The following is a 25,832-nucleotide window of genomic DNA, read 5'->3' on the forward strand; positions in this document are numbered from 1 at the left end:
CCACTCCCGGTACACGCCCCAACCCTGCCACCCGCCCCGTCGATCATGAAGTTGACGGTGCCGGCGCCCGGCGTGTCGCGCCGCCAACCTCATGATCGACGGGGTGTTCAAAAAAAGTCAGGGGCGATGGTGCATGGCCAGGCGGAGCAGGAGGAAAGCGCAGGGCTGTCGCGGCCAGGTTGGCCGCTACCAGCACCACCAGAAAAAAAAATGCGGCTCGGGCGTGTGGCGCGTGCAGCAGGGCCAGTGAGCCGCTGGTCAGGGCCAGGCCCAGCGCGAACGCCAGCAGGCCCTGGAGGTGGTGGCGGCCGGCACCGCCGGCCGCTGACCCCGAACGTGAGCCGCCGGTTGGCCGCCGTGTTCGCCACCGCCGTGAGCAGCAACGCCAGCAGGTTCGCCGGCTGCGCCCCGAGCGGTCCGCGGGCCAGCAGGAACAACAGCAGGTACGCGAGCGTGCTCGCCACGCCCACCGCGGCGAACCGGACCAGCTGGCGCGGCAGGCCGGCCGGCACACGCGCCGGCGGGGCCGGCAACGGTCCCCGGCCGAGCTGGGCGCGCAGCTGCGCCAGCGGCAGCGCCCCGGTGGCCAGCGCCCGGCCCAGCCGGCCGATGCCCCGCAGGTCGGCCAGCGCGGTGGCGACGATGTCGACGCGGCTGTCCGGGTCGTCCACCCAGTCCACCGGCACCTCGTGGATGCGCAGCCCGGCCCGCTGCGCCAGGACCAGCAGCTCGGTGTCGAAGAACCAGCCGGTGTCGCGTACTAGCGGCAGCAGCCCGGCCGCCACGTCGGCGCGGATCGCCTTGAACCCGCACTGGGCGTCGGAGAACCGCGCCGCGAGCGTGCCGCGCAGCAGCAGGTTGTAGCCGCGCGAGATCACCTCCCGCTTGGCGCCCCGGACCACCCGGCTGGTCCGCGCCAGCCGGGTGCCGATGGCCAGATCCGAGTGCCCGGAGATGAGCGGCGCCACCAGCGGCAGCAACGCGGCCAGGTCGGTGGACAGGTCCACGTCCATGTACGCGAGCACCGGCGCGGGCGAGGCCGACCACGCGGCGCGCAGCGCCCGCCCACGGCCCTTCTCGTCCAGGCGCAGCACCCCCACCTCGGGCAGCTCGTCGGCGAGCGCCCGGGCAACCTCCGGGGTGCCGTCCACACTGGCGTTGTCGGCCACCGTGATCCGGAACGGGTACGGAAAGTGCGCGGTCAGGTGCGCGTGCAGCCGCCGGACGCAGGGGCCGAGGTCGGTCTCCTCGTTGTAGACCGGGACCACCACGTCCAGCACCGCGCTGCCGGCGGCGGGCCGGGCCCGCACGGCGGCCCGGGGCGCGTACGTGTCAGTCATCGCTCAGCCCTGCTTTCCGCTGCTCAGGTCGTACACGGTCACGCCGTCGACGGTGGTCGCGGTGAAGTTCTCGGCGACCCAGGCGGCGATCTCGGCCGAGGCGTTGCTGCCGCCGTTGGCGCGGAACCCGCCGCCGCCGAGGAAGTAGTGGATCCGCCCGTCGGCGACGTACCGCTGGAACTGGGCGAGCGTCGGCGACGGGTCGCTGCCGTTGAAGCCGCCGATCGGCATGACCGGCCGCCCGGTGGCCAGCTGGTAGCCGGAGGCGTTGTTCGAGCCGACCGTGGCGGCGACCCAGGTGTAGTCGTCGGCGTCGGCGGTGAGCAGCGCGGTCATCTCGGCGCTCGGCTCGCGGGCGTCGAGCAGCCCGCCCATGCCGCCGCCGCGCTGCCCCCGGCCGTCCGGTCCCGTGCCACCCTCCGGACCGGCGCCGCCGTCCTGACCGGTGCCGCCGTCCTGACCGGTGCCGCCGTCCTGACCGGTGCCGCCGGGCGCGCCCGGAGCCGAACCACCGCCCGGGAAGCCGGGGAATCCGCCGGCGTTCGCTCCGCCGCCCGGGCCAGTGCCGTCCGGACCCGTGCCGCTGGAGCCGGTGCCGTTCGGACCCGTGCCGCTGGAGCCGGTGCCGTTCGGGAAGCCCGGGAAGCCCGGGAACTGCCCGTTCCCGCCGCCTGGGCGACCGGGGAACTGCCCGTCCCCGCCGTCCGGCATCCGCCCGCCCGGGCCACCCGGGCCGCCGAAGCCCCCCGCTCCGGCCGGTCCGGCGCTCGGAATGGCGCCGCTGTGCGGGGTGGCAGCGGTCTGCATCGCGTATGCGGCCGGCCCGGCCAGCGCCACCGCGATCCCGGCGACGGACACCACCGGCACCAGCCACCGTACGACCCGCCCGGCAAACCCGCCCCGGTGCCCCGCCGCCACCCCCATGCCGGAGTTGACCAAGGAGTTTGCGTCAGCCTGAACGCCGTTCCCGGACACAAACTCCTTGATCAACGGGGTGGGCGGGGAGGCGGGAGAGGGCGGGGAGGCGGGAGAGGGCGGGACGGGCCGGCGGGGGCCGGTGGTGAGGAACGCCTGTGCGGCCAGGAGGACGGCTGCGGTCAGGCCCACTGCGAGCACCGTGGGGCGCAGCCAGGGGTACCAGTCGGGGGTGCGGCCGAGCAGGTGCCAGGACCACCAGGCGGTGACCGCCAGCGTGGCGGCCAGGACCAGCGTGGCGGCGAACCCACGCCACCGGGCCGCTGCGGCCGGGCCAGGTGCAGCCGAAGCAACGCCGGCACGGGCCCGCCACAGCGCTGTGACGCCGATGCCGACCAGCGCACCGACAGCCGGAGCCAGGGCGACCGTGTAGTAGGCGTGGAAGATGCCGGACATGAAGCTGAAGATCACTCCGGTGACCAGCAGCCAGCCGCCCCAGAGCAGCAGACCGGCCCGGGTCCGGTCGGTACGCGGTGCCCGCCCGGCCAGCCACAGCCCGGCGACCAGCAGGATCAGCGCGGCCGGCAGCAGCCAGGAGATCTGCCCGCCGACCTCGGTGTCGAACATCCGCAGCAGCCCGGTCTGACCGGAGAACGGTCCACCGCCGCCGGGCCGTCCGCCGCCACCGCCGACGCTGCCCACCTCGTCGCCAGTGATCCGGCCCAGGCCGTTGTAGCCGAGCGTCAGCTCCAGGATGCTGTTGTTCTGCGAGCCGCCGACGTACGGGCGGGCGCTCGCCGGCACCAGTTCGACGATCGCCACCCACCAGCCGGCGGAGACGACCACGGCGAGCCCGGCCAGCAGGAGCTGGCGGATCCGCCGTCCGAGGCCGGTCGGCGCGGCCAGCAGGTAGACCCCGGCGAAGACCGGGATCACCAGGAACGCCTGGAGCATCTTGGTGAGGAAGCCGAACCCGACGAGCACGCCGGTCAGCACGATCCACCGGGTGCTCGCCGTCTCGACCGCGCGCACCGTCGCGTACGCGGCGGCGACCAGCAGGAACACCAGCAGCGCGTCCGGGTTGTTGAACCGGAACATCAGCGTCGCCACCGGGGTGAGCGCGAGCACCGTCCCGGCGAGCAGTCCGGCGGCCGGGCCGTACCAGCGGCGGACCGTCACGTACAGCACGCCGACCGAGGCGACGCCGAGCAGCGCCTGCGGCACCAGGATCGACCAGCTGCTCAAGCCGAAGATCCGCACCGAGAGCGCCATCAGCCAGAGCGAGGCCGGGGTCTTGTCCACCGTGATCGAGTTGGCCGCGTCGGACGAGCCGTAGAAGAACGCGGTCCAGTTCTGCGACCCGGCCTGCACGGCGGCCGAGTAGAAGGCGTTGGCCCAGCCGGAGGCGCCCAGGCCCCACAGGTAGAGCAGCGCGGTGGCGGCCAGCAGGCCGAGCAGCGCCGGGCGGGCCCAGCGGTCGGCGCGGGTCTCCTCCGGTACGGGCGCGGGGGCCGGCTCGGCGCCGGGTGGACCGGCCGTGGGCGGGGTCGGCAGGCTCTCGGTTCTGTCCATGCCGGCAAGCCTCGGAGCGTCCGCTGGCCCGCTGCCGTGAGTGACCTATGCGTCTGCTGTGGATCCGGGCAGCCAGACCGTGAACGCGGTGTGGCCGGGCCGGCTGACCACGTCGACCCGGCCGTGGTGGGCCTCCACCACGGCGGCGACGATGGCCAGGCCGAGGCCGGTGCTGCCCTGCGCGCGGGAGCGGGAGCTGTCGCCGCGGGCGAAGCGCTCGAAGACCTCCGGCTGCAACTGTTCCGGGATGCCCGGTCCGTCGTCGGTGACGCGCAGCTCGACGCCGCCGGCGGCGGGCGCCAGCCGGACCGTGACGGTGGTGCCGGCCGGGGTGTGCACCCGCGCGTTGGCGAGCAGGTTCGCCAGCACCTGGTGCAGCCGGTGGGCGTCGCCGGTGACGGTGAGCGGCTCGTCGGGCAGGTCGAGCTGCCAGCGGTGGTCGGGGCCGGCGACGTGGGCGTCGCTCACCGCGTTCACCGCCGTGGCGGTCAAGTCGACCGGTTCGGCGGCAAGCGGGCGGCCGGAGTCCAGCCGGGCCAGCAGCAGCAGGTCGTCGACGAGGCTCGTCATCCGGGTGCTCTCCGACTCGACGCGGCGTAGCGCGTGCGCCACGTCGGGCGGGACCTCCTGGCGGCCCCGGCGGGCCACCTCGGCGTACCCCCGGATGGCCGCGAGGGGGGTGCGCAGCTCGTGGCTGGCGTCGGCGACGAACTGGCGTACCCGGGTCTCGCTGGCCTGCCGCGCGGAGAGCGCGGCGGCGACGTGGCCGAGCATCCGGTTGAGCGCGCCGCCGACCTGCCCGACCTCGGTGCGGGGGTCGGTGTCGGCGGCCGGTACCCGCACCGACAGGGCGACCTCACCGCGGTCGAGCGGCAGTTCGGTGACCCGGGCGGCGGTGGCGGCGACCCGGTTGAGCGGGCGCAGCGTGACCCGGACGATGAGCGTGCCGAGGGCGCCGGCGATGACCAGGCCGGCGCCGATCACCCCGGCCTGGGCGACGACCATCCACATGACGGTGTCGTCCACCTGCGCCATCGGGATCGAGAGGACCAGCACGTCGCCGTCGCCGCGCGGCGACCGCATCGCGATCGCCCGGTACTCGCCGCGGTCACCGACGACGACGGTGCGCGGGCGTTCGCCGACGGGTACGCGGGCCAGCGCGGTCAGGTCGGCGGCGGGCACCTCCTCGCTGTCACCGTTGCCGGACCGGATCCGCCCGGCGGGTTCGGCGGCGGCGGGCACCCGGACCGCGATCGAGCCCGGCGGGAAACCTCCCGGGGGCGCGGGCGCCACCTCGTCGGAGTCCGGCGGGGCGGGCCGCTGGTCCGGGTGCGGCGGATCCAAGCCCCGCCGGGCCCAGCGTTCGAGGTCGTCCGGGCGGCGGTCGCCGAAGGTGAGCTGGTTGTCGATCTGGTCGATCAGGAAGTGCCGCAGCGCGACTGTGGTCAGGCCGCCGATGCCGACGCTGACCAGGGCCAGCAGCGCCACCACCGAGAGCACCAGCCGGCGGCGCAACGACCAGCCGGCCAGGCGGCGGCGCAGCCGGCCGCGGGTGTCACTCGGCGGGCTTGAGGACATAACCCGCCCCGCGCAACGTATGGATCATGGGCGCGCGGCCCGCGTCGATCTTCTTGCGCAGGTACGAGATGTACAGCTCGACCACGTTGGCCTGGCCGCCGAAGTCGTAGTTCCAGACCCGGTCGAGGATCTGCGCCTTGCTGAGCACCCGGCGCGGGTTGCGCATCAGGTAGCGCAGCAGCTCGAACTCGGTGGCGGTGAGCGTGATCAGGTCGTCGCCGCGGCGTACCTCGTGGCTGTCCTCGTCGAGGGTGAGGTCGCCGACGGTGAGCACCGCCTCCTGGCGGGCGGCGACCGCGAAACCGGAGCGGCGCAGCAGCGCGCGCAGCCGGGCGATCACCTCCTCCAGGCTGAACGGCTTGGTGACGTAGTCGTCGCCGCCGACGGTGAGCCCGGCGACGCGCTCCTCCACGGCGTCGCGGGCGGTCAGGAACAGCACCGGCACGCTCGGCGACTCCTCGCGCAGGCGGCGCAGCACCTGGAAGCCGTCCAGGTCGGGCAGCATCACGTCGAGCACCACGGCGTCCGGGCGGAACTGGCGGGCGGTGCTGATCGCCGCCATCCCGCTGCCGGCGGTCGCGACCTGCCAGCCCTCGTACCGCAGGGCCATCGAGAGCAGGTCGGTGAGCGTCGGCTCGTCGTCGACCACGAGCACCCGTACCGGCTCGCCGTCCGGTCGGTGCAGCTCGATGCGGCCCTGCGCGGCCTGCCCGTTCATGACCATGCCCCCATCGTGGGCGGACCCGCTGTCGTCGGGCTGTCCCGTTCCTGTGTACCAGCTGTGCGCGCCCGGCCGGCGGTGATCCGGGCAGTCCGGCCGGGTCTTCCGCACCCGGGCTACCCGGTGGTAACTTCCCGGCATGTCCATCGACGGTCGTTTTTCCGGCCGGTTGGCCGGCAAGGTGGTGCTGGTGACCGGGGCGGCCCGGGGCATCGGCGAGCACACCGCCCGCCTCGCCGCCGCGCGCGGCGCGCGGTTGTCACTGGTCGGGCTGGAACCCGACCGGCTGGCCGCGCTCGCCGCCGAGCTGGGTCCCGGGCACGTCTGGTTCGCCGCCGACGTCACCGACCAGCAGGCGCTGGCCGAGGCGGTCGACGGCACCGTGGCGGCGCTGGGCGGGATCGACGCGGTGGTCGCGAACGCCGGCGTGGCCAACCGCGGCACGATCGCCGTCGGCGACGTCGAGGCGCTGGTGCGTACGGTCGAGGTCAACCTGGTCGGGGTGATGCGTACCGCCGCGGCGACCGTGCCGGCGCTCGTCGACCGGGGCGGCTACCTGCTGATCGTGTCCTCGGCCGCGGCGTTCGCCGCGCTGCCCGGCATGGCCGCCTACTGCGCCTCGAAGGCGGGCGTCGAGCAGTTCGGCAACGCGATCCGCCTCGAACTGGCGCACCGGGGCGTGGCGGTCGGCACCGCCCACCCGTCGTGGGTGGACACCGACCTGGTCCGCGAGGCGCGCGCCGACCTGCCGGCCTTCGAAACGGCGCTGGCGAAGCTGCCGTGGCCGCTGCGGCGCACCACGACGGTGGCCGAGTGCGCCGAGGCGTTCGTCCGCGCGATCGAGCGGCGCAGCCGCCGGGTGTACGTGCCCCGCGCCGTGGCCGCCGTGCAGGCCGTACGGTCGGTGCTGGTCAGCCCGCTGGCCGACCGGCTGGTGGGCCGCACCGCGCGGGCCACCGTGCCGCTGATCGAGGAGCAGTCCCGGGCGCTGGGGCGGGGCTTCGGCGCCAGCACGCCGCAGGGGCGGCCGTGACCGCGCCGGTCGACGTCGTCTACGAGCGGCGCGGCGCCGGGCCCACGCTGGTGCTGCTGCACGGCATCGGTCACCACGGCGGCGCCTGGCGGCCGGTGCTGGACCGGCTCGCCGAGGCGCACGACGTGATAGCTGTCGACCTGCCGGGCTTCGGCCGCTCCCCGGTGCCCGCCACCGGGCTGCCCGCCGACATGCCCGGCCTGACCGCGGCCATGGTCGAGCTGATAAGCTCGGCTGATACCATGTTCGGAAGACGTCGCGCGCTTACTTCCACATCTATCAAAACGTGCCAGTCGTCTGCCTCGTATGATAATAAAGAGTCGGAAATCTGGACATCAGTCCTCATGAGGGCTCTTCTTGTCCTGCGTCCTGGGATGGTAAGCTTCGAACGTGTTCACAGGTACGAAAGTAGCCCAGAATCTGAGCCTTCCCCCGTGGTAGTTTAAATAAGGTAGGGTCCAGGCTCACTTGCGCCTCCGGCAACAGTGCATCGGTCTTTGTCACGCATGGCTGCATTTCATCGCTCTGAGATTACCCCATAGTGTTCTTTTGACATGTCTCCGAGTCTCCTCTGTTCCGAACTATTTCGAATCTTTGATTCGACTGGAACGCCCGCACGTCGCGGGCAACAGCTCTCGGCGGGGCGATCGCGCTGGAACTCGCCGCGCTCGGCGCGGTCTCCTCGGCCACCGCGCTGTCCCCGGCCGGGTTCTGCACCGCCCGCGAGCTGCGCTGGGCGCTGACCGTGCTCGCCCTGCACCGCAACGCGGCCCGGCTGCCCGAGCCGGTGCTGCGCCGCCTGTTCGCCGCGCCCGCGCTGCGGATGCTGGCGATGGGCATGATCCTGGCCCGGCCCAACCGGATGACCCTCGACGACGCGGTCGCCGACGCCCGCGCGCTGCGCCAGGCGCGAGCGTTCCGCGCCGTCGCGCGCGCCGGCCGGGGGTACGCCTACGCGGGCGCGCCGACGGTGCCGGTGACCGTCGCGTGGGGCACCCGGGACCGGATCCTGCCCTACCGGCAGGCCGCGCTGGCGCGTACCCGGCTGCCCGCCGCGCGGCACCTGGACCTGCCCGGCTGCGGCCACGTGCCGATGCACGACGACCCGGAGCTGGTCGCCTCGGTCATCCTCGGCACCACCGGCGTCCGGGCGGGCTGAGCCTCACTCGGTCGCGCCGAACGGGAACGTGTGCACGTACCGCATGGTCCAGCCGCCCGCCGCGGCGTGCTCGTCGCGTTCGTAGAGGTGGTCGGCCACCCCCTCGGCCGGCTCCTCGGGATGCCGCAGCACCCACCGGGGCGGTGGCCCGCCGTCCGGCCCCGCGGGCAGGTCCCGGGTCAGCTCGTCGGCCGGACCGCCGACGAACCGTACGCGCACCGAAGCCACCGCTGCCCTCCCTGTGTCGACCCCTCGCCGCGAAGCTACCCCGCCGGAATGGAAACCCCCGCCGGTTTGCACAGCTCCGGGGCCGGGTAGCGGGACCGGAGGGCACACCGGACGAGGCGAGGAGTGGGCGATGCGGACGCTGGGCGGGCGGTACGAGCTCGAACAGCGGGCCGGCCTGGGTGGCATGTCGGAGGTCTGGCGGGCGCACGACCGTGTGCTGGACCGGACCGTCGCGGTGAAGCTGATCTCGCCCCGGCTCGACGGCGAGGCCGGCTCGGTGGAGCGGATCCGGGCCGAGGCGCGCTCGGCGGCTCGCCTGGTGCACCCGAACGTCGCCAGCGTGCACGACTTCGGCACCGCCACGCTGCCCGACGGCCGGCCGGCGCCGTACATCGTGATGGAGCTGGCCGAGGGCGAGACGCTCGCCGCGCACCTGCGCGCGGGGCCGCTGGACTGGCGGATCGCGGTACGGGTCTGCGCCGAGGTGTGCGCCGCGCTCGCCGCCGCGCACGCGCACGGCATCGTGCACCGGGACGTGAAGCCCGCGAACGTGATCCTCACCCCGTGCGGGGTGAAGGTGCTCGACTTCGGTATCGCCACCCCGGCCGGCGCGCCGGACCACACTCCGGACGGCGTGGTGGTGGGCACCCCCGCCTATCTGGCGCCGGAGCAGCTCGACCGGCAGCCCGCCACCCCGGCCGCCGACATGTACGCCCTCGGCGTGCTGCTCTACTACTGCCTCACCGGTCACCTGCCGTACGAGGCGGACAGCACCACCCGGCTGCTCGGGCCGGGGGGACGCCGGCCCGAGCCCCGGCCGCTGCCCGACGTTCCCGGGCTGCCGCCCGAGGTGGCCGACCTGTGCCGCAGCTGCCTCGACGCCGACCCGGCGGCCCGGCCGACCAGCCCGATGGCCGCGCTGCTGCTGGCCGAGGCGGTGGACGCCCGGGTGTACGTGCCGATGAGCGCGGTGCTGCCCCGCCAGCGCGCGGAGCAGGTCTCGCCGTGGACCAGCCGGGCGGCCGCCGAGGCCACCGAGGCGATGGCCGTCGACGCCGCGCCGAGCGGCCGGGTCGGCTGAGCGCTCCTACTGCCCACCCGGGCGCGGTTTCGCTGCTCGGGGTCCGGGAACGCGGTCCGGTGAGTGACGGGAGGAACGCGATGCCGGATCCGAGTTCCTGGCTGGCCGAGACGGCCACGGCGACCGCGGCGGGCGGTCACGTACGCACCGACGACGGCGGTCTCTCCTCCGCCCTGGCGTCCCCGCTGGCGCCGCACTGCACCGGTCTGACGCCGGAGCAGCTCCTGGCCGCGGCGTTCGCCTCCTGCCTGCACCACGCGGCTGTGGAGGCGGCCGGGGAGATCACCGACGAGGCGCACACCGTGCAGGTGACCGCAGAGGCGAAACTGGGCCGCGACGACGACGGCCGTTACCGGGCCGACGTGCACGCCGAGATCTCCTCGGCGGGACTGACCCGGGATCAGCTGGCCGACCTGGTCGCGTACGCCGACCGGCTCTGGCCGTTCTCCAGCGGCGACCCGAGCCGGCACCGGCTCACGGTGACCCCGGCGGAGAACGGCCGGCACTGAGCGCTCACCAGCGGAAGCCAGCGGTCACCGCGCGGTGGTCGCTGTCCGGGGTGTGCAGCACCCCGGCAGTGGTGGGGGTGAGTCCCCGGTAGAGGACGTGGTCCGGTCGGGTCACCGGTAGCTCCGCCGGCCAGGTGAAGCCGAATCCCTGCCCGGCCTCGGCCTGAGCGTCGCGCAGCAGCCGGGTCAGCGGGTCGAAGACCCGGTCGGTGGTGGCGGTGTTCAGGTCGCCGAGCACCACCAGCCGCTCCGCCGGGTCGGCGCGTACGGCGTCGGCCAGCGCGGCGACGGTCTGGTCCCGGGTGGCGGTGTGCCCGGCGCGCGCGGAGCCGAGGTGGACGACGTACACGGTCAGGTCGCCCCGGGGGGCGGCCACCACGGCGCGCAGCGCGCGGTCCCAGCCCAGCCCGGTGTCGATGCCGTGCGCCTCCCGGATCGGCCACCGGCTCCACAGCGCGACCGTCGACACCACCGCGCGGTGCGGGTACCGGCCGGCGAGGACCGGCGCCACCCGGTCGCCGTCGGCGACCTCCTGGAGCCCGATCAGGTCCGGTCCGTCGCCGGCGAGCGCGCCCACCGTGGCGGCCGGGTCGGGGTTGCCGACACGCAGGTTCTGGCTGGCCACCCGCACCGAGGCGCCCGCCGCGCCGGCCGCCGGGGGCAGCCACGCGCGCCCGTACAGGCCGGCCCAGACCAGCGCCGGCAGCAGCACCGCCAGCAGCGCCGGGCGGGAGCGGCGCAGCAGCGCCGCGAGCGCGAGCACCGGTACGCCGAGGCCGAGCAGCGGAACGGCGCTGTCCAGCAGGCTGCCCAGCCCGTGCACGTTCGGCACCGCCCGATGGCCGGCGAGCAGCGCCGCGAGCAGCCCGGCGCAGGCGATGACGACGAGTCCGCGCCGCCTCCGGCGGCCGGACGGCTCTCCGGGGCCACGCTCGTCGGCCTTCTGCTCGGTCACCGTCGGAATCGTAACGAGCGCCCGGGTCACCGTGCCGGGGCCTCGCCATGATCCACAGCGGTCGCCGCCATCCGGGGCGGTCGATGCTTCCGGTCGGCGGACCGCCGCGCCGGGCGGGCCGCTCGACCAGCCTGCCCTCCCCCGAACGGTGGAGGGCGGCGCGTGGCCCGGGTTGCTCGTGCTCGCGTCCGCTTTCCCGGCCTTAAACCGACATGAGGCATGTTCCGGGTACGCGAGGTTCGCTTGTTTGGTGATCGGCCGAGTGAATTGTCGGCCGCGAATCCGGCAGATTGTGGCGCATGCCACCAATCACCCCGATGGCAACGGGCCGGAAGCTCTCTAGCCTCGGCGGGTGCCTCCCGACCACCCCTCCCACCAGCCGCTGCGCGCCAACCGCCCGGTTCGCCGAACGATTGACCCGGCATCAGCCGAACGGAGAGTGGGGCGTCACCGCGCCCCGGAGCCGCCCCGCCGCGGCCCGGCCCGCTCCGTACCGGGCCGGATCGCCGTCGCCACCGGCGTCACCTGCTGCCTCGGCCTGATCGGCGTCGCCGGCGTCGGCGAGACCGGCCCCGCGCGGCTGGACGTACGCGAGGCGGTCGCCGACCGGGCCGCCGCCGAGCAGCGGGCCTCCCGCGACTTCAGCCGCCTAGCGCCACCAGCCGCCGCCGCGCCGGTCCTGCCGGCCCCGGCCGTCACGCCGAGCCCGTCCGCGTCGACGAAGAAGCCGCCGCGCAAGCCCGCCCGCCCGAAGAACCCGCGGCCGGTCGCCGGGCTGGACCAGCGGCAGATGAACAACGCGAAGATCATCGTGGACGTGGGGCGGGACATGGGCATGCCGCGCCGGGCACTCGTCGTGGCGGTGGCCACCGCGATGCAGGAGAGCAACCTCTACAACCTGGCCAGCGACGTGCTCCCGGAGTCGTTCGACCACCCGCACCAGGGCAGCGGCTCCGACCACGACTCGGTCGGGCTGTTCCAGCAGCGCCCCAGCAGCGGCTGGGGCACCGTCGCACAGCTCATGCGGCCCTCGTACGCGGCCCGCGCCTTCTACACCGCCCTGCGCGAGGTGCCCGGCTGGGCGGACATGAGCGTCACCGCCACCGCCCGCCGCCCCCACACGGGGAGCAGGTGTCCGCGTACCCGGACGCGTACGCCCGGCACGAGGACCGGGCCGCGACGATCGTGGCGGCGCTGACCTGACCCGGACCGGTCAGGCGGCGCCGGGCCGCACGCCCGCGGCGGCGGTCGGGGTGTCCACCGGCACCCGCTCGCCGCGCGCGCCGGCCAGGATCTCGTCCACCCGGGACTCGCGGCGACGCCGTGCCAGCAGGGCCGCCTCGAACTCGCGGCGGGCCCGCAGAGCGTCGGCGTACGCCTCCTCCCGCAACCGGCGGGCCTCCTCGCGGGCGGCCTCCAGCTCGGCGCGGGCGGTGGCCAGCAGCTCGGCGGCCTCCCGCTCGGCCGGCGACGGGCGGGCCGCCTCCGGGCCCTCGACCGGCGCGGTCCGCCGGTGCAGGAAGTCGCACAGGTGCAGGGCGTCGGACCGGATCTGATCCCACTCCCGGTCGGCCCCGGCGGCGCCCTCCGCCCGCGCCGCCAGCCGCCCCAGCCGCAGGCTCAGCTCGTCGAGGCAGGAATCCACCTGACGCCTGTCGTATCCGGTCTCCACCACCGAGAACCTCATGCGTCGCCCCCCAGGCAGCCGGTGTTCGTCCCCACTGCCGATCCTGCGGGCCGGTCGCTCACGGGCGGGGCCGTTCCCACAAAATGTTCAGGATGCGGAGGCCCGGACTTCCCGCACCTACTGGTGCTTCGGGAGCACGACCACCCGGCCGAAGAACTCGTCGATGCGGCGTACCACGTCGTTGAAGTCGTCCAGGTCGATCGGCTTGGTCACGTACGCGTTGGCCTGCAACGTGTAGCTGCTGACCACGTCGGTGTCGGCGTTGGAGGTGGTCAGCACCACGATCGGGATGGTCCGCAGGCTCTCGTCGCCCTTGACCTCGCCCAGCACCTGCCGCCCGTCCATCCGGGGCATGTTCAGGTCCAGCAGGATCACGTCCGGACGCTGCGCCTCGGCGTGCCGGCCCTCGCGCCGGAGGAACTCCATCGCCTCCTGACCGTCGGCGACCACGTCGATGACCTTGTCGACGTCGGAGTCGGCGAGCGCCTCCTCGATCATCAGGACGTCACCCGGATCGTCGTCCACCACCAGGATGCGAACCGGGCTCGGGCTGCTCTGACCCATCGTCTTACCTGCTTGTCTCGAGGAGGGCGGCCGGCCGCACGGCCGGTTGCTGGCGGGGAAATGTACCGGATCAGGAGGCGGCCGGCGCGGCCGGGTCGACGGTGTCACGGGCGTACCGGAGCACCTCGGCCAGCCCGGTCACCTGCAGCACCCGGGCCACCCGGCCGGTCGCCCCGGTCAGGCGCAGCCAGCCGCCGTCGGCGGCGACGAGATTGTCCCCGCGCACGAAGGCGGCGATGCCGGTGGAGTCGCAGAAGGTCAGCTCGGCGAGGTCGAGCAGCAGCTCGCGCTGACCCTCGGCGATCAGCCGGTCGATCGCCGAGTTCAGCTCGGGGGCCGTGCCCAGGTCGAGCTCACCGGCGAGCCGGAGGCAGACACCGCCCCCGTCCCGCTGGGCGTACGTGACGGTGAACGTCACCCTGGCCCCCCTCGCTCCCCACCGCAGGCGAACGCTTGCAGTAGTGCAAGTATATGGGACGGCCCATCCGGGTGCCGTCAGCGGCCCGCCGCAGACAGGCCGCCGACCAGAGCCCGGGACCGGTCGAGGAAACCGGCCGCGCGCGGGAAGTCACGCAACTGCTGTCCATAGTGCTCCAGCGTCAGGCCGACCGCCCCCGCCGGCACCCCGCGGCTGACCAGGATCTCCACCAGCCACTCGACGAACGCGGTGAACAGCGTCCCGTCGTCCACATAGAGCGCGGCGGCCAGGAAGTCCACGATGTAACCGAGGTCGCTGATCGTGGAGTCGAGCTGCGCCGGGGTGTAGCCGGACACCGACGGCACCCGCTCCCGCAGGTCGGCCAGGGCGCTGTCGATCAACTCGCCGCGCCGCTTGACCAGGCTGGCGTACTCGTCGTCGGCCAGGTGGTCCAGCCGGGCCGGCGGCGCCGCACGCAGCGCCCGCTCGTCGGCCACCAGGTCGGCCGCGGCCGGCGCGTCCGGCGCCCACGGCACACCCAGCACACGCGCCCAGCGGCCGTCCTCGCCGAAGCCCCGGCCACCCACCACCACCGGCACGTCGGAACGGCGGCACGCCTCCACCATCCGGTGGGCGTGTGGCAGCCGCATCGGCAGCGCGCAGGCCAGCGCCACCGCCTCCGCGTCGTAACGGTGCAGGTAGGAGACCAGGTGGGCGGCGGGCACGCTGGCGCCGAGGAAGACGACCTGCCAGCCGCGCAACCGCAGCACCTCGGCCACCAGCCGGGCCGGCAGCGCGTGCCACTCGCCGTCCATGCAGGCCATCACGATCCGTCCCCGCGTCGGCCGGGGATCGGCGTACGCGGCCACCGCCGCCACCACCCGCTCGCTGATGTGCGTGGCGGCGTGCTCCTCGGCGACGCTCCACTCGTTGCGCGCCCACCGTTCGCCCACCTCGGCCTGCGCCGGCGCGACCAGGTCGAGCAGCACCCGCTCGGCGGGCACGCCCGCCTCCAGGAGCCCCACGGCCACCGCCACGGCGGCGGACTCGTCCGCGTCGGCCAGGCACTCCAGGTAGCGGGCGAAGGCGTGACCCGCATCGACCCCGACAGTCGGCACTGTCACGCGGACCACTCCCTCGTCAGCTCGGCCGCGGCCGGTTCCGGCACCGCGTGCAGGTGCCGGGGCGCCCGCCCGGCCGGGCCGGTCGCCCGCAGCGCCAGCACCGCTATGTCGTCGTGGTCGCCGTGCGCGAGCCAGTCACAGGTCACCTGCTCGACCCGTTCGGCCAGCGCGGGCGCCGGCATCCGGTTACAGCCGGCCACGGCGTTGAGCAGCCGCTCGGCGCCGAACTGCTCGTCGCCGCGCCGGCCGCCCCGCGCCTCGGTCACGCCGTCGCTGTAGAAGAGGCAGGTCTCCCCCGGCGCCAGGCGCACTGTGACCTCGCCGATGCGGGGATCGGGCACCACGCCGATCAGCATGCCGCGCAACGGCACCACCTCGACGTCACCGGACTCCCGCAGCACCAGCGGGGGCAGGTGCCCGCCACCGGCCAGCGTCAGGGTCTGTCCGCCGTCACGGTGCGGACGCGCCACGCCGAGGACCATGGTGGCGAACCGGCCCTGCCCGTGTGCCTGGGTGGTCTCCAGCAGCGCGTCGTTGAGCAGCTTCAGCAGCCGCCCGGGCTGGCTCTCGACCCGGTGCAGCGCCTGCAGGCACTGGCGCAGCTGGCCGGTGAAGACGGCCGCCTCCACGCCCTTGCCCGACACGTCACCGAGGAAGAAGACCGACCCGCCGTCGGTGAGCTGGTGCGAACCGTAGAAGTCGCCGCCGATGCGCAGGCCGGCCTGCGCGGGCCGGTACGCGGTGCCCCACTGCACGCCGGTCGCGGGAGCCGGCTCGACCGGCAGCAGGCTGGCCTGCAGCGTGTCGGCGACCTCGGCCTGGTCGCGGTAGAGCAGAGCGGTGGTCAGCGCCGCGCCGGCCCGTGCCGCGAACGCGCGGATCAGGTCCACATCGGCCTCGTCGTACCAGCGGTCGGCGCGGCGGGCCACCAGCAGCGCGCCGGCCGGCGCATCCCGGCCGGGCAGCGGCACCACCCGGGCGACGGCGCCGGAGGTGTCCAGACCGGGCAGCCAACCCGCCTCGGCGGCCTGCTCGACCAGCCAGTCCAGCTCGTGCGGCTCGGCGCCGGACAGGCCGGCCTCGATGGCCACGGGCAGCGCCGGGGCGGGCAGCACGCCGCTGTCCACCACGGGCGCCTGGTCGTCGGCGCGTACCGCCCGCCACCACCGGGACCGGCCGGAGCGGGGGGCGAGCACCAGGACCGCCACGTCGGCCGCCGTCGGCACGGCGAGGCGGACCACGGCCGCGGCCGCCCGGTCGGGGTGCAGCGGGTTGCCGAGCTTCTCGCCGACCACGGCGAGGAACGCCGAGCGGGCCCGCTCGGCCAGCAGCGCGTCGGCCCGGCTGACGCTCTCGGTGACGTCCTCGACGTACCAGCAGCGCCGGTGACCGGACAGCGCGACCGGCCGTACGCGCAGCCGTCGCCCGTGGTGGGTGAACTCCGCCGGGCCGTCGCCGCGCAGCGCGTCCACGCCCGCCGCGGCGAGCAGCTCGCCGGCGGTCACCTCGGGGACCAGGCGCTCCGCGACGGGGCTCACGTGCCGCACGACACCGTCGGCGTCGCAGACGACAAGGCCCTCCCGGAAGTGCTCGACGACCTCGGACCAGTCCGGGACGGCGGGGCCGCGGTCGGCTGCCAGCGGCGGCAGGGCAGGCGTCGCCGCAGCGGCGGCGGACCACGCCGGGACCCGTGCGGCACTCGGCGTGGAGATCCGTCCGTCGCCCGGGTCGGCACCCCTGACGTCGGCAGCAGTCACCAGCTGAGCCCCACTCTCCTCGTCGGCACCCCCGGGGCGCCGCACGGCGCCTGTGGCCACATCTCTTCGCCCCACACTACGCCGGTATGCCGGTACCGCCACCCAGCCGACGCTGCTGGGGCGGCCCGCGCGCGCCCAGCGGGGCGGTGCCGCTGTTGTTACGATCCAGGCATCCCTGCCCGACCGGCAGCGTGCGGAAAGGCGTGATGGTGGTTCCTCAACGCAGAAGGTCCGAGGCGACCCCGCTGAGCATCTCCGTGGATCGTTCCGACCCTGCCGTCCCGGTGATCGGCGTCGGCGGCGACCTGGCCTACGCCACCGCGGCGCCGCTGCGCGCGGAGGTCGACCGGCTGCTCGCCGGGCGTCCCGCGACGCTCGTGCTCGACTTCGCCGACCTGCTGTTCCTGGACAGCACCGGCCTGTCCGTGATCGTGCACGCCTGGCGGGAGGGGCAGCAGGTCGGCACCCGGATCGAGCTGCGCGCGGTCCCGCGGTTCCTGGAGACCATTCTCGACCTGACCGGCGTCACCGGCCTGCTCGACCGTGCGCCGGTCGACGACCGGACCGGGCCGCCCGCCACGGGTTCGGCCGCCTCCGCGTGACCCCGGGGGTTTCCCGCCGGGGTCCGGCTGGGAACATGGGAGCGTGCCCTCCCAGATGCTGACCATCGAGGTGGACCGGCTCGACGCCGGCGCCGTCCGGGTGCGGCTGGCCGGTGAGCTGGACTACGACACCGCCCCGGAACTGGTCGAGGCCGTTGCGCGGCTTCGCCGCGACGGCTGCCAGGAGGTGGAGCTCGACTTCGGCGGCGTGGTCCTCTGCGACTCGTCCGGGCTGAGCGCGCTCGTGGTGATCCACCGCTCCGGCACCGGCGCGGTCCGGCTGCGCAACACCCATCCGCAGGTACGGCATCTGCTGGACCGCACCGGCCTGGCCGAGCTGCTGGCCGCCCCGCCCCGCGACGTGACCGGCGGCGCCCGCGAGGTGGGCTGACCGCGCGGCACGCCGTTGCCGGGAAGGGGTGGCCCCCGGCCCTGGGACCAGGGGCCGGGGGCCGGGAGGATGGCTCAGGCGGCGGGCGCGGCCTGCCGGCGCGGGCCGGTGGTGTGCGGCTCTCCCACGATCGGGGCCTCGGCGTCCTCCGGCGCGCCGGAATCGGGCGTCTGGAACAGGTAACGGACGAAGTCTCCGGTAGCACCGTCGTCGTCCGCGCCCGGCCACTGCCCGACGCAGTCGACGCCGATCACCTCACGCCCGGTGCCGTCGTGGTGCTCCAGCAGCGCCCAGAGGGTCACCGGGTAGCAGCGGGTGACGTCCGGGCCGATCCGCCAGCGGGCGTACCACCCGGGACGGGCGGGGACGATCTCCACGATCCGTTTCATGTCGACCTGCCCTTCCGCGTGCGTCGGAAGTTGTCCGGTCCATCCGATCCTGCCGCCCGCCGGGGTGAGCGCTCCTCACCCGCAGCGAGTGAAGCCTCCGCCGGGCGGGCCTCCCGTTAGCTTCCCGGCAGCGCCGGGAACGCGGTCGGCGCAAGCGCAACCGACCAGGAACGAGGTGCGACGATGCGCAAGCAGATGGAGGGCGACAACCAGCGCCGCCGGGCTCTCGCCCGCGAGGCCCGCGAGCGAGGGCTGCGGCCGAGCCAGACCGGCGCCAGCCTGAGCGCGTCCAAGCAGGTCACCTCGCTGGACCGGCACGACCGGTCCGGCCCGCCGCCGGCCGGACGGCACAAGCCGGACACCACGCGCGGCGGTCCCGCGCCGCCGCCGGTCGCCGTCGCGGAGCAGCAGCGCCCGCTGCCGGACCCGACGCCGTCACCCGGGGTCTCGATGAGCTACCGGGATCTCGTCGACGACGTGAGCCGGCGCGCCGGGGTGGACTTCACCACGGCCAAGGTCGCCGCGGAGGGCACCGTGCTGGCCCTGGCCCAGGCGCTGGACGAGGTGGAACGTGAGCGACTGCTGGAGGCGGTGCCGCTGACCCTGCACGACGTGGTGCCGGTCTACGGTATGGAACCCCGCCGCGACCTGCCCGGGTTCCTGGCCGAGGTCGGCCGCTACAGCCGCCTCACCCCGGAGCAGGCGCGCTACCAGGCCGAGGCGACGCTCGCCGCGCTCAGTGAGGCCGACGCGGAGCTGGTCGAGTCGCTGCGCGTACCCGACGAGTTGCGTGACCTGCTCGGGCCGACCGACTTCGGCGGCGGCCTGGTGGGCGCGTCCTCGGCCACTGCGCCGCTGACCGAGCCGGAGCTGCGTGACGCGCTCGCGGCGCTGCCCTACTGGTCCAGCGACCGGCGGTCGCTGGTGCGCACGATCGAGTTGCCCGGCGGCAACCTGGACCGGGTGCTCGACCGGCTGGACCAGCTCAAGGCCGAGGCCGGGCGCGCGCCGCAGATCGGGCGGCCGGACCCGGACAACGCCGTGCTGACGGTCCGCACACAGCAGGTCGACGGCGTGACCGCGGCGGACGTCGACCTCGCGCACCGGGTGGACGCGGCAGTCGACGAGGCCGGCGCCGGGATGGCGGCCGGCTGACCCGGCGGCGGAACGGTCCCGGTCCCCCGCGGGCCGGGGCCACCCGTGGCCGGGCGGTACCGTGTGCCGCCGTGGATCACGACGACACCGAGACCCTGGAGATCGTGGTGGACCCGGCCCGCCCGTCCGGGCGCACGCTGCTGGCCGACGGGGTCGAGCAGTCGTACGTGGACGTGGCCGACGCCCGGTACCTGCACTTCGAGTACGTGCGGCGGATCGCCGCCGCGATCGACCTGGCCGCCCCGCGGGGCGCGGCGCTGACGGCGCTGCACCTGGGCGGGGGCGCGCTCACGCTGCCGCGCTGGCTCGCGCGCACCCGGCCCGGTTCCGCGCAGCGGGTGATCGAGCGGGACCCGGGCGTGGTCGACCTGGTCCGGCGGAAGCTGCCGCCGCTGCCGCCGGAGGTGGTGGTCGCGATCGGTGACGCCCGGGAGGCGGTCACCGAGGCGCCGTCCGGGGCGTACGACGTGGTGGTGGCCGACGTGTACCGGGCGGCCCGGATGCCCCCGCAGGTGGCGGCGGTCGAGTTCGCGGCGCAGGTGGCCCGCGTGCTGCGCCCGGACGGCATCTATCTGATCAACCTCACCGACCTGCCGCCGCTGGCGCACACCCGGGGGCAGGTGGCCACGCTGCGGGCGGTGTTCGCCGACGTCTGCCTGGTGGCCGACCGGCGGATGCTGCGCGGACGGCGGTACGGCAACGTGGTGCTGGCCGCATCGCCCACGCCGGGACGGCTGCCGGCGCGCCGGCTCGCCGCCCGGGCCGCCGCCGATCCGGTGCCCGGAACCGTGCTGCACGACGCGACGCTCGACGCGTTCGCCGCCGGCGCCCTCCCGGTCACCGACGCCGACCTGGGCTGAGCCGGGTTTTCCGCCCCGCGCGGCGGGTAGCCGCGCCGGATGAGCACCGCCGACGACCGGTCCACCGCGCGCCGGACGCTTGTCGTGATCGGGCTGGTCCTCGCCACGGTGGTCGGGCTGGCGCTGGTCTGGGCGACCCGGCGGGTGCTGGTGTGGGGTCTGGTGGCGGTGTTCTTCGCGGTCGCGCTGAAACCGCTCGTGGACCGCCTGCAGCGGCGCGTACGCCGCCGCGCGCTGGCCACGCTGCTGGTGTTCCTGGCCGCGTTCGCGCTGTTCGCCGCGGTCGGCGCGCTGATCCTGGTGCCGCTGGTGGACGAGGTGGCCCGCTTCGCCGACCGGCTGCCGGAGCTGGTGCGCGAGGCCCAGGCCGGGCGGGGACCGGTCGGGCGGCTGCTGGACCGCTTCCACCTGCTCCGGTACGCCGAGCCGGGCCAGCTGCGCCGGTTCGGCTCGCGGCTCGGCGACCCGACGGTCGGGGTGGTCCGCAGCGTGGCCCAGGCGGTGACCGCGCTGGTCACGGTGGTGGTGCTGGCGTACCTGATGGTGCTGGAGGCGCCGAAGATCGTCGCCGCGACGCTGCGGCTGGTCGGCGACGGCCCGGCGCGGCGGCTGCGGCGCATCGGCCGTGACTCGTCCCGGATCGTCACCGGCTACCTCAGCGGCAACGTGCTGATCAGCGTGATCTGCGGCGGCCTGACGTTCGTCGTGCTGTTCCTGCTCGGCGTGCCGTTCGCCGCGGTGATCGCGCTGACGGTCGCCGTGGTGGACCTGATCCCGCTGGTCGGCGCCACGCTCGGGGCGATCGCCGCGGCCGGGGCGGGCTTCGTGCACTCCCCTACCGCCGGCATCGTGGTGCTCGTCTTCTTCGTGGTCTACCAGCAGGTGGAGAACCATCTGCTGCAGCCGGTCATCATGGCCCGCGCGGTGCGGCTCAACCCGTTGACGGTGCTGGTCAGCCTGCTGCTGGCGGTGGAGCTGGGCGGCCTGGTCGGCGCGCTGCTGGCGATCCCGGCGGCCGGCATCGCGCAGGTGCTGCTGCGCGAGTTCGTGCCGGCCGGGCGGCAGGCCCTGCCGGAGCCGGCCGACGGTGAGCCGGCGCAGCGGCCGCCGGCCGGCGGGTGAGGGCCGGCCGGCGGGTGCGCGGCGCTCAGCGCCGCCGGGCCAGCTCCGGTGACTCGCTCTCCAGCGGCACCGCGTTGGCCGGGACCAGGCCCAGTTGCACGGCGGGGCGGGGCAGCGTCGCGTCGAGCGCCCAGTCCGCGGCGACCCGGGGCCGGTTACCGGGCATGGCGAGCAGGTGGTAGCCGCGGGTGACGGCCTTGGCCGGCAGCCCGGCCAGCGGGACCTTCAGCGGGTTCGCCGCCGCGTCCTTGCCGCCCAGGTCCACCACCCAGCCCAGGTCGTGGTGCTTGTACGACTTGCGCACGCCCTGCCCGTAGGAGGCGGCGATGTTGTGCGCGGCCAGCTTGCCCTGCCGCTGGGCGTGCTGCGCGGTCATCGCGCACACCTGCCCGGGGCGGGTCGGATCGGGCACGGCGGCGGCGTCGCCGCAGGCGAACACCTCCGGGAAGCCGGGGACGTTGAGGAACTCGTCGACCACCAGCCGGCCCTTCTCGGTGCGCAGCCCCAGCTCGGCCACGAACGGGTCGGGGCGTACGCCGACGCACCAGACGAGGCTGCACGTCGGGACGTACTCGCCGTCGGTGAGCATCACCCCGTCCGGGGTGGCCTCGGCGACCGATGTGTTCATCCGCACGTCCACGCCGCGCTTGCGCAGCACCCGGTCGGCGGTGACCGACATCCGCCGGTCCAGTTCGGGCAGCACCCGGGGCGCGAGGTCGAGCAGCATCCAGCGCGGCCGGACCTTCAGGTGCGGGCGCTGGGCCATCAGCCGGTCGGTGAACAGCTGCCCGTGCGCGGCCACCTCGGTGCCGGTGTAGCCGGCGCCGACCACCACGAACGTGGCGCGGGCCCGCTGCTCGGCCGGGTCCTCGGTCAGCTCGGCCAGCTCGATCTGCCGGACCACGTGATCGTGCAGGTACAGCGCCTCGGGCAGGCCGCGGAAGCCGTGGGCGTACTCGGTCACGCCGGGGATCGGCAGCAGCTTGTTGACGCTGCCGACGCTGAGCACGAGCCGGTCGTACGCGAGCTGACCGTGGTCACCCTCGATCGAGCGGTAGCCGACCCACCGGTTCTGCAGGTCGACCCGGTCCGCCTCGCCGACCACCACGCGGACGCCGTCGAGCGTGCCGGCGAGCGGCACGGCGATCCGGGTCGGCTCCACCACGCCGGCCGCCACCTCGGGCAGCAGCGGCAGGTAGAGGAAGTAGTCGGTCGTGTTCAGCAGGACGATCTCGGCCCGGTCGCGGGCCAGTCGGCGCAACGTCTTGGCCGCGTGGTACCCGGCGAACCCGGCCCCCACGATCACCACACGTGGTTTCGTCATGCCTGCTGCCGTTCCCGGGCAGACCTGCGACAAACGTACCCAAGATCCATCCATCAGCGGCTATTTGGACATTCCTCGCGACCGACGCGAGGATGTACCGCCTCCGCCGCGGGGTGCTGCCGGTCGGCGACGTCACCGAGGTGACCGTCGACCTGTCCAAGGACAACGTGTTCTTCGGTGTGCGAGCGGTGGACCGGGCCGGGCACCACAGTCCGGTCGCCTTCCCGAAGCCGGGCAGCTGGGGCTGCTCGGTTCGGCGGTGGCGCGGCTCGGGCGTCAGGCGGTGATCGCCCAGCGTTCGTGGTCGCGCCACGCGCCGTCGATGAACAGGTAGTCCGGGGAGAAGCCCTCCAGCCGGAAGCCGAGCCGACGCGCCAGCCGCTTCGACGGCTCGTTGCCGGGCTGGATGTTCGCCTCGAGACGGTGCAGACCGAGCGGCCCGAACGCGTACCCGATCACCAGCCGCACCCCGGCCGAGGCGTGCCCGGTCCCGGCGTACGGGTGGAACGCCGCGTATCCGAGGTAGCCGCCGCGCAGCGCGCCCCACACGATGCCGCTGATGTTCGCGTACCCGGCGATCTCACCGCTCTCCCGGTCGCAGAACAGGAACCCGGAACTGTCCCGCCGCCGGATCTTGCGTAGGTACGCCGCGTACAGCTGCGTGTCGTCCGGCGCGGACAGCCACGGATGGTGCAGATCACGGCTGCGCCGGGCGGCGGCGACGAACTCCGCCTCGTCGGCGGGGCGGGGGCGGCGGATGGCGACGCGGCCGTCGCTGCGCAGATATCGCACCGTCCCACTCTCGGCCACCGCCCCCACTCCGCCCCACCCGGGTCAGCTCCGCCACCCGCTGTCCTACTCACCGGGAGCACTGTTCCACTCCTCAGGACCACAAGCGATCTTGGAAGGAACGCGCCCCTATAGGGCCCATTTCGTTCCAAGATCTCACCCAGCACGAGGTCTCGTCCCGATCGGCAAGACCGCCAATCCGCCCTTCGGACGCGCCCACGCCCACGCCCACGCGATCTTGCAGTTACCGCCCAAGGCTTGCCTGTTTTGCGAGGTTTGCCGGGGCAATAAGTGCAAGATCGCGCACACATGGTGGATCTTGAGGGCTCTTGAGCTAGCGGACCCGTCGGCGATGTGCGGGCCGGGTCGTTTGGCGGTCGGTGTCCGGTTCGCTGTGTTGCGGGGCTGTGGTCGGTGCCACCGTCAGGGTGGAATCGGTGGTGGGCGCGGGGCGTTGTACATGGCTGACCCCGGGACACCGGGACGAGCGCCGAACACCAGCCGCCCGGCACCCCCGCGCGGGTCGCCAGGTCAGGGAATCGGCCCGGCCCGGACGTCGTTACATCCCCGAGCGACGGGCACGCCGCCGTCCCCGGGAATGGCCCCGGTCCGGTCGTGGTTACATCCCCAGACCCACGCCACCGGTCACCCCCCGGCTGGCAGCCACCGTCGGAGGGAATCATCCCCGGCCCGCAGGTCGTTACATCCCCCGAGCCGCGACGAGCAGGCCCCTTCCGGGCCGCCCGCGTGCCAGCCCCTCCACGGGCACCCCCCAAGACTTTCCCCCTTCGCGGCACCCCCGCCGCGTATCCCCCATTTCAGGGAGGCAACCATCATGGCTACCACTCTGCTGCGCAAGACCGTTCTGACCGCTGCCGGTGTCGTCGCCACCGCCGGTGGCATCGCCGGCCCTGCCATCGCCGCCCACGCCGCCCCGGCCGAGAAGGCCGCCATCGTCGCCGACCGCAAGAGCGGTCATGGTGAGCGTGAGCTGGACGTGCGCTACGAGGCGCAGCCGAACTTCTACTTCTGCGGCCCCGCCGCCGCCCGCAACGCGCTGAGCGTGCAGGGCAAGAACATCGACGTACACGCCATGGCCCGCGAGATGGGCACCACCGAAGCCGGCACCAACTCCATCAACGACATCACCCCGGTACTGAACAAGGAGACCGGTAAGGACGTCTACAAGTCCACCGAGATCCCCGTGGACAAGGCCCGCGACCGCGACAAGGTCGACAAGCTGCGCGCCGACGTGGTCAAGACCGTCGACGACGGCCGTGCCGTGGTGGCCAACATCGCCGGCACCGCGACCGACACCGACGGCAACGCCCACTCCTTCGAGGGTGGCCACTACATCAGCGTGGTGGGCTACCGCGACGGCGGGAAGGTCGTGACGATCGCCGACTCGGCCAACCCCAACCAGGCCTCCTACCGGATGGACGTGGACGAGCTCGCCCGCTGGATCGCCAGCCGCGGCTACAGCTCCTGACCGAACACGAAGGGCCCGACCCCCACCATGGGGTCGGGCCCTTCGTCGTATCCAACGGCTGCCGTCCGGTCACCTCGTCGTCACGCGGGTGTCGTCACCCGGACGGGTCGCTCCACCACGCTGGGTCGCGCCGGACCATCCGGGCGACCGTGAAGGAGCAGCAGTGGCAGCCGAGGAGGCGACGAACCGCCCCGACGTGAGTGTCGTCGTACCGGTCTACAACACGCTGCGCTACCTGCGGCAGTGCCTCGACTCGCTGCTGCGGCAGACGATCGGTCCGGACCGGATGGAGATCGTGGCGGTGGACGACGGGTCCACCGACGGCAGCGGCCGCCTGCTGGACCGGTACGCCGCGCGGTACCCGGGCACCGTACGGGTGGCGCACCAGCCCAACTCGGGTGGTCCGGCCGCGCCGTGCAACCGGGGACTGGACCTGGCCACCGGCCGGTACGTCTTCTTCGTCGGTTCCGACGACCGGCTCGGCCCGGAGGCCCTCGAACGCCTGGTCGCCGCCGCCGACCGGTACGGCTCGGACGTGGTGCTCGGCAGGGTGGTGGGCGTCAACGGCCGGCACGTCTTCTCCGACGTGTTCGCCGACGGCAACGCGGTCGACGTGAGCCTGTTCGACTCGGCGCTGCCCTGGTCGCTGGCGAACACGAAGCTGTTCCGGCGCGAACTGGTCGACCGGCTGGGGCTGCGCTTCCCGGAGGACATGCCGGTCCTCAGCGACCAGCCGTTCACGCTGGCCGCCTGCTACCACGCCCGGCGGATCTCGGTGCTGGGCGACTACGACTACTACCACGCCGTGCGCCGCCTGGACGCCCGCAACATCACCTACCACAGCCGGGTCGAGCAGCGCCTGGTCAGCGTGGAGCGGCTGTTCGCGTTCGTCGCCGGCCTGATCCCCGCGGGACCGCGCCGGGACGCGGTGCTGTGCCGCCACGTCGGGCTGGAGCTGGCGAACCTGGTCGGCGACGACTTCCGGCACCTGGACCGGGCCACGCAGGAACTGGTGCACAGCAGCGTCGCCCGGCTGGTGCGGCAGCACGTCACGGACGGCGTGCGGGACC

The 25,832-nt window shown here is 74.3% G+C and carries 26 protein-coding genes and 2 pseudogenes; 14 read left to right on the forward strand and 14 right to left on the reverse strand.

Features of this window, described 5'->3' with window-relative positions:
* Positions 1 to 117: 117 nt before the first annotated feature.
* From MCBG_RS05815 to MCBG_RS05830, 4 genes and pseudogenes are all read right to left on the reverse strand, one after another.
* A pseudogene (locus MCBG_RS05815) lies at positions 118 to 1,340 on the reverse strand (dolichyl-phosphate beta-glucosyltransferase).
* 3 nt (positions 1,341 to 1,343) lie between these two features.
* Positions 1,344 to 3,827: a mannosyltransferase YkcB-related protein gene (locus MCBG_RS05820; protein WP_043324539.1), complete on the reverse strand. Its 2,484-nt coding sequence runs from the start codon at positions 3,825 to 3,827 to the stop codon at positions 1,344 to 1,346.
* A gap of 45 nt (positions 3,828 to 3,872) precedes the next feature.
* Positions 3,873 to 5,405, reverse strand: a complete 1,533-nt coding sequence (locus MCBG_RS05825; protein ID WP_043324541.1) for a sensor histidine kinase — start codon at positions 5,403 to 5,405, stop codon at positions 3,873 to 3,875.
* On the reverse strand, positions 5,383 to 6,129 hold the full coding sequence (locus tag MCBG_RS05830) for a response regulator transcription factor (RefSeq protein WP_043324544.1): 747 nt from the start codon (positions 6,127 to 6,129) through the stop codon (positions 5,383 to 5,385). Before MCBG_RS05830 ends, MCBG_RS05825 begins: the two co-directional genes overlap by 23 nt.
* Before the next feature lie 136 nt (positions 6,130 to 6,265).
* On the opposite strand from MCBG_RS05830, the gene MCBG_RS05835 reads away from it, so the two are divergent.
* The 3 genes from MCBG_RS05835 (at position 6,266) to MCBG_RS05845 (ending at position 8,318) form a co-directional block, all read left to right on the forward strand.
* The gene (locus tag MCBG_RS05835; RefSeq protein ID WP_043324546.1) at positions 6,266 to 7,159 is read left to right on the forward strand and encodes an SDR family oxidoreductase; all 894 of its coding nucleotides are present in this window, start codon (positions 6,266 to 6,268) and stop codon (positions 7,157 to 7,159) included.
* Positions 7,156 to 7,605, forward strand: a complete 450-nt coding sequence (locus tag MCBG_RS33695; protein ID WP_043324547.1) for an alpha/beta fold hydrolase — start codon at positions 7,156 to 7,158, stop codon at positions 7,603 to 7,605. The genes MCBG_RS05835 and MCBG_RS33695 overlap by 4 nt, the downstream gene beginning before the upstream one ends.
* 248 nt (positions 7,606 to 7,853) lie before the next feature.
* Positions 7,854 to 8,318 carry an alpha/beta fold hydrolase gene (locus MCBG_RS05845; protein ID WP_255358655.1) on the forward strand — a complete coding sequence of 155 codons (465 nt, stop codon included), beginning with the start codon at positions 7,854 to 7,856 and terminating at the stop codon, positions 8,316 to 8,318.
* Positions 8,319 to 8,321: 3 nt separating this feature from the next.
* Here the strand turns inward: MCBG_RS05845 and MCBG_RS05850 are convergent, their stop codons facing one another.
* A complete protein-coding gene (locus MCBG_RS05850) occupies positions 8,322 to 8,546 on the reverse strand; it encodes a hypothetical protein (RefSeq protein ID WP_043324550.1) in 225 nt (74 codons plus the stop codon).
* Between the two features lie 130 nt (positions 8,547 to 8,676).
* On the opposite strand from MCBG_RS05850, the gene MCBG_RS05855 reads away from it, so the two are divergent.
* Together MCBG_RS05855 and MCBG_RS05860 are read left to right on the forward strand one after the other, a co-directional pair.
* Positions 8,677 to 9,627: a serine/threonine-protein kinase gene (locus tag MCBG_RS05855; RefSeq protein ID WP_043324552.1), complete on the forward strand. Its 951-nt coding sequence runs from the start codon at positions 8,677 to 8,679 to the stop codon at positions 9,625 to 9,627.
* Between the two features lie 80 nt (positions 9,628 to 9,707).
* The gene (locus MCBG_RS05860; protein WP_013285994.1) at positions 9,708 to 10,136 is read left to right on the forward strand and encodes an OsmC family protein; all 429 of its coding nucleotides are present in this window, start codon (positions 9,708 to 9,710) and stop codon (positions 10,134 to 10,136) included.
* Positions 10,137 to 10,140: 4 nt separating this feature from the next.
* Here MCBG_RS05860 and MCBG_RS05865 read toward each other — a convergent pair whose 3' ends face one another.
* Entirely contained in the window at positions 10,141 to 11,091 is a 951-nt protein-coding gene (locus MCBG_RS05865; protein WP_043324556.1) for an endonuclease/exonuclease/phosphatase family protein, read from the reverse strand.
* Positions 11,092 to 11,443: 352 nt separating this feature from the next.
* Between MCBG_RS05865 and MCBG_RS05870 the strand changes: the two are divergent.
* A pseudogene (locus MCBG_RS05870) lies at positions 11,444 to 12,294 on the forward strand (hypothetical protein).
* A 10-nt stretch (positions 12,295 to 12,304) separates the two neighbouring features.
* On the opposite strand, the gene MCBG_RS05875 reads toward MCBG_RS05870, so the two are convergent.
* From MCBG_RS05875 to MCBG_RS05895, 5 genes are all read right to left on the reverse strand, one after another.
* A complete protein-coding gene (locus tag MCBG_RS05875; RefSeq protein WP_043324559.1) occupies positions 12,305 to 12,778 on the reverse strand; it encodes a hypothetical protein in 474 nt (157 codons plus the stop codon).
* A gap of 117 nt (positions 12,779 to 12,895) precedes the next feature.
* Positions 12,896 to 13,342 (reverse strand): response regulator, encoded by a 447-nt coding sequence (locus tag MCBG_RS05880; protein ID WP_030504307.1) that lies wholly within the window; start codon positions 13,340 to 13,342, stop codon positions 12,896 to 12,898.
* Positions 13,343 to 13,412: 70 nt separating this feature from the next.
* Complete coding sequence (locus MCBG_RS05885; RefSeq protein WP_043324561.1) at positions 13,413 to 13,760, reverse strand: STAS domain-containing protein; 348 nt, start codon at positions 13,758 to 13,760, stop codon at positions 13,413 to 13,415.
* A gap of 77 nt (positions 13,761 to 13,837) precedes the next feature.
* On the reverse strand, positions 13,838 to 14,884 hold the full coding sequence (locus MCBG_RS05890; protein WP_043330192.1) for a cobalamin B12-binding domain-containing protein: 1,047 nt from the start codon (positions 14,882 to 14,884) through the stop codon (positions 13,838 to 13,840).
* On the reverse strand, positions 14,881 to 16,641 hold the full coding sequence (locus tag MCBG_RS05895) for a PP2C family protein-serine/threonine phosphatase (protein ID WP_043324563.1): 1,761 nt from the start codon (positions 16,639 to 16,641) through the stop codon (positions 14,881 to 14,883). Before MCBG_RS05895 ends, MCBG_RS05890 begins: the two co-directional genes overlap by 4 nt.
* Positions 16,642 to 16,898: 257 nt before the next feature.
* On the opposite strand from MCBG_RS05895, the gene MCBG_RS05900 reads away from it, so the two are divergent.
* Together MCBG_RS05900 and MCBG_RS05905 are read left to right on the forward strand one after the other, a co-directional pair.
* Complete coding sequence (locus tag MCBG_RS05900) at positions 16,899 to 17,243, forward strand: STAS domain-containing protein (RefSeq protein ID WP_043324565.1); 345 nt, start codon at positions 16,899 to 16,901, stop codon at positions 17,241 to 17,243.
* A gap of 43 nt (positions 17,244 to 17,286) precedes the next feature.
* Entirely contained in the window at positions 17,287 to 17,634 is a 348-nt protein-coding gene (locus tag MCBG_RS05905; protein WP_043324567.1) for an STAS domain-containing protein, read from the forward strand.
* Between the two features lie 74 nt (positions 17,635 to 17,708).
* Here the strand turns inward: MCBG_RS05905 and MCBG_RS05910 are convergent, their stop codons facing one another.
* The gene (locus MCBG_RS05910; protein ID WP_030504313.1) at positions 17,709 to 18,023 is read right to left on the reverse strand and encodes a hypothetical protein; all 315 of its coding nucleotides are present in this window, start codon (positions 18,021 to 18,023) and stop codon (positions 17,709 to 17,711) included.
* Positions 18,024 to 18,206: 183 nt separating this feature from the next.
* Here MCBG_RS05910 and MCBG_RS05915 point away from each other — a divergent pair, with 183 nt between their 5' ends.
* From MCBG_RS05915 to MCBG_RS05925, 3 genes are all read left to right on the forward strand, one after another.
* Positions 18,207 to 19,178: a DUF2267 domain-containing protein gene (locus tag MCBG_RS05915; protein ID WP_043324569.1), complete on the forward strand. Its 972-nt coding sequence runs from the start codon at positions 18,207 to 18,209 to the stop codon at positions 19,176 to 19,178.
* A 71-nt stretch (positions 19,179 to 19,249) separates the two neighbouring features.
* On the forward strand, positions 19,250 to 20,038 hold the full coding sequence (locus MCBG_RS05920) for a spermidine synthase (protein ID WP_181373786.1): 789 nt from the start codon (positions 19,250 to 19,252) through the stop codon (positions 20,036 to 20,038).
* 39 nt (positions 20,039 to 20,077) lie between these two features.
* The gene (locus tag MCBG_RS05925) at positions 20,078 to 21,160 is read left to right on the forward strand and encodes an AI-2E family transporter (protein ID WP_043324573.1); all 1,083 of its coding nucleotides are present in this window, start codon (positions 20,078 to 20,080) and stop codon (positions 21,158 to 21,160) included.
* Between the two features lie 25 nt (positions 21,161 to 21,185).
* Here the strand turns inward: MCBG_RS05925 and MCBG_RS05930 are convergent, their stop codons facing one another.
* On the reverse strand, positions 21,186 to 22,484 hold the full coding sequence (locus MCBG_RS05930) for an NAD(P)/FAD-dependent oxidoreductase (RefSeq protein WP_043324575.1): 1,299 nt from the start codon (positions 22,482 to 22,484) through the stop codon (positions 21,186 to 21,188).
* Positions 22,485 to 22,576: 92 nt separating this feature from the next.
* Between MCBG_RS05930 and MCBG_RS05935 the strand changes: the two genes are divergently transcribed.
* Positions 22,577 to 22,771, forward strand: coding sequence for a hypothetical protein (locus MCBG_RS05935; protein WP_043324577.1), 195 nt, complete (start codon positions 22,577 to 22,579; stop codon positions 22,769 to 22,771).
* On the opposite strand, the gene MCBG_RS05940 is transcribed toward MCBG_RS05935, so the two are convergent.
* Complete coding sequence (locus tag MCBG_RS05940; protein ID WP_043330194.1) at positions 22,761 to 23,276, reverse strand: GNAT family N-acetyltransferase; 516 nt, start codon at positions 23,274 to 23,276, stop codon at positions 22,761 to 22,763. The two genes, MCBG_RS05935 and MCBG_RS05940, sit on opposite strands and share 11 nt — an antisense overlap.
* A gap of 832 nt (positions 23,277 to 24,108) precedes the next feature.
* On the opposite strand from MCBG_RS05940, the gene MCBG_RS05945 reads away from it, so the two are divergent.
* Positions 24,109 to 24,762 (forward strand): C39 family peptidase, encoded by a 654-nt coding sequence (locus tag MCBG_RS05945; RefSeq protein ID WP_043324579.1) that lies wholly within the window; start codon positions 24,109 to 24,111, stop codon positions 24,760 to 24,762.
* 163 nt (positions 24,763 to 24,925) lie between these two features.
* A partial coding sequence (locus MCBG_RS05950; protein ID WP_043324581.1) for a glycosyltransferase family 2 protein occupies positions 24,926 to 25,832 on the forward strand: 907 nt, incomplete at its 3' end.

This window comes from Micromonospora sp. M42 (assembly GCF_000568915.1).
Taxonomy (GTDB): Bacteria; Actinomycetota; Actinomycetes; order Mycobacteriales; family Micromonosporaceae; genus Micromonospora; species Micromonospora chalcea.

Excerpts from the sequence above, each read along its gene's own strand:
- MCBG_RS05855 (WP_043324552.1), top strand. The coding sequence starts at position 8,677 with ATGCGGACGCTGGGCGGGCGGTACGAGCTCGAACAGCGGGCCGGCCTG.
- MCBG_RS05880 (WP_030504307.1), bottom strand. The coding sequence starts at position 13,342 with ATGGGTCAGAGCAGCCCGAGCCCGGTTCGCATCCTGGTGGTGGACGAC.
- MCBG_RS05935 (WP_043324577.1), top strand. The coding sequence starts at position 22,577 with ATGTACCGCCTCCGCCGCGGGGTGCTGCCGGTCGGCGACGTCACCGAG.
- MCBG_RS05915 (WP_043324569.1), top strand. The coding sequence starts at position 18,207 with ATGCGCAAGCAGATGGAGGGCGACAACCAGCGCCGCCGGGCTCTCGCC.
- MCBG_RS05910 (WP_030504313.1), bottom strand. The coding sequence starts at position 18,023 with ATGAAACGGATCGTGGAGATCGTCCCCGCCCGTCCCGGGTGGTACGCC.
- MCBG_RS05835 (WP_043324546.1), top strand. The coding sequence starts at position 6,266 with ATGTCCATCGACGGTCGTTTTTCCGGCCGGTTGGCCGGCAAGGTGGTG.
- MCBG_RS05945 (WP_043324579.1), top strand. The coding sequence starts at position 24,109 with ATGGCTACCACTCTGCTGCGCAAGACCGTTCTGACCGCTGCCGGTGTC.
- MCBG_RS05830 (WP_043324544.1), bottom strand. The coding sequence starts at position 6,129 with ATGGTCATGAACGGGCAGGCCGCGCAGGGCCGCATCGAGCTGCACCGA.
- MCBG_RS05930 (WP_043324575.1), bottom strand. The coding sequence starts at position 22,484 with ATGACGAAACCACGTGTGGTGATCGTGGGGGCCGGGTTCGCCGGGTAC.
- MCBG_RS05875 (WP_043324559.1), bottom strand. The coding sequence starts at position 12,778 with ATGAGGTTCTCGGTGGTGGAGACCGGATACGACAGGCGTCAGGTGGAT.
- MCBG_RS05925 (WP_043324573.1), top strand. The coding sequence starts at position 20,078 with ATGAGCACCGCCGACGACCGGTCCACCGCGCGCCGGACGCTTGTCGTG.
- MCBG_RS05860 (WP_013285994.1), top strand. The coding sequence starts at position 9,708 with ATGCCGGATCCGAGTTCCTGGCTGGCCGAGACGGCCACGGCGACCGCG.
- MCBG_RS05820 (WP_043324539.1), bottom strand. The coding sequence starts at position 3,827 with ATGGACAGAACCGAGAGCCTGCCGACCCCGCCCACGGCCGGTCCACCC.
- MCBG_RS05825 (WP_043324541.1), bottom strand. The coding sequence starts at position 5,405 with ATGTCCTCAAGCCCGCCGAGTGACACCCGCGGCCGGCTGCGCCGCCGC.